This is a genomic window from Actinomyces sp. 565 (genome assembly GCF_010365615.1).
GTDB lineage: Bacteria > Actinomycetota > Actinomycetes > Actinomycetales > Actinomycetaceae > Actinomyces.
Genome location: NZ_PIZD01000074.1, coordinates 1 through 1601 on the forward strand (window position 1 = coordinate 1; position 1601 = coordinate 1601).

General features: G+C 65.8%; 1 pseudogene. It reads right to left on the minus strand.

Annotation, left to right across the window (positions count from 1 at the left end):
• Positions 1 to 111: 111 nt before the first annotated feature.
• Positions 112 to 1381: pseudogene (locus GZ997_RS12140) on the minus strand (IS256 family transposase).
• Positions 1382 to 1601 lie beyond the last annotated feature (220 nt).

Consider the following 1601-nt stretch of genomic DNA (forward strand, 5'->3'; position numbering starts at 1 on the left):
TCCGGGGCGGGGGCAAACCCGGCCCCGTCGCGGGCGACTATTGCCAGGCGCATGCGGGCCATGGGGCTGGTGGTCCCGAGCCTGTCAATATGTTTGTGTAAGTGGGCTGGGTCACAGGTGGGGGTTGATTCGTTCCGGGTAGGCCAGGGCCAGCTGTTGGAGGGCTTGTTTCCAGTTGGTGGTTACCGCTCCTTCCACGAGCCGGCCCTTGGCTTTGCGTTTGCTGGCGGGTAGGTTCTTCTCCTTCTCGCGCTGTCTGGCGCGCTTGTCCTCGATGTTGCAGATCGCCAGCCACAGCAGCTTCACCGCGGCGGCGTCGGAGGGGAACTGTCCCCGGTTCTTCGACACCTTGCGCAGCTGGTAGTTCAGCGACTCGATGGAGTTGGTTGTGTAGATGACCCGGCGCAGCATCGGCGGGAACGCCAGGAACGGCGTGAACCGCTCCCAGGCGTCGGTGAAGGTCTTGACCGCCGCCGGGTAACGCTGGCCGAGTTCGCTGGTCTCGAAGGCCGCCAGGGCCTCCAGGGCGGCCTCCTCGTTGGCGGCCTGGTATATCGGCCGCAGGGCGGTGCACACGGCCTTGCGGTCCTTGTAGGACACGAACCGTGTGGCGGCCCGGATCAGGTGCACCACGCAGGTCTGGACGGTGGCCTGCGGCCAGGTCGCCTCGATCGCCTCGGGGAACCCGGTCAGCCCACCCGGCACACGATCAGCACGCCCCTACGACGCCGCGGTTGGCCAGCTCGGCGCACACCCCGGCCCAGAACTTCGCCCCCTCATGGGCCTGTACCCAGATCCCCAGCACGTGCTTGATTCCGTCCATGTCCACGCCAACGGCGATGTGGGCGGCCCGGTTGGAAACATGGGCTCCGTCACGGATCTTGACCACGATCGCGTCCAGGTAGATCACCGGGTAGAGAGACTCCAGCGGCCGGTGCTGCCAGGCCAGGACCTCCTCGCCGATCTGGTCGGTGATCTTGCTGATCGTCTCGTGGCTCAGCTCGGTGCCGATGGTCGAGGCCAGATGGTGCTGGATGTCCCGCACCGTCATTCCGCCGGCGTACAGGCTGATGATCATCCCGTCCAGGCCGTCCAGGCGGCGTTGTCCCTTGGGTACCAGCATCGGCGCGAAGGTGCCGGCTCTGTCCCGCGGCACGTCCAGGTCGACATCCCCGACCTCGGTGCTGATCGTCTTACGGCTGGTGCCGTTTCGGGAGTTGGGATGCGCCGCGGCGTCCGCAGCGCCCTTCTCATAGCCCAAGTGGCTGGTCAGCTCGGCCTCAAGACCCCGCTCCAAGGCCGCCTTGAGCACGCCGGTCAGCAGGCCATCCTCTCCAGTCAACGGGGTACCGGCATCGATCTGCGCGAAGATCTCATCCAACGCGCCCGAGGCCTTCAACTCCTCAGCGACCTTACGCTGCCGCTCACCAGCCGCAGCCCGCTCCTCATTCACATTCACACTCACAGTCTCATCTCCTTACAGACCAGCCCACCACCCCTTACACAAACAATCTGACACCCTCGTGGTCCCGGCGCCACGCAAGCGCCCGCGGGTGTCTTTCAAGCGGTTCACGCGTACCAGCGCTAACGAGCTGTGGCAG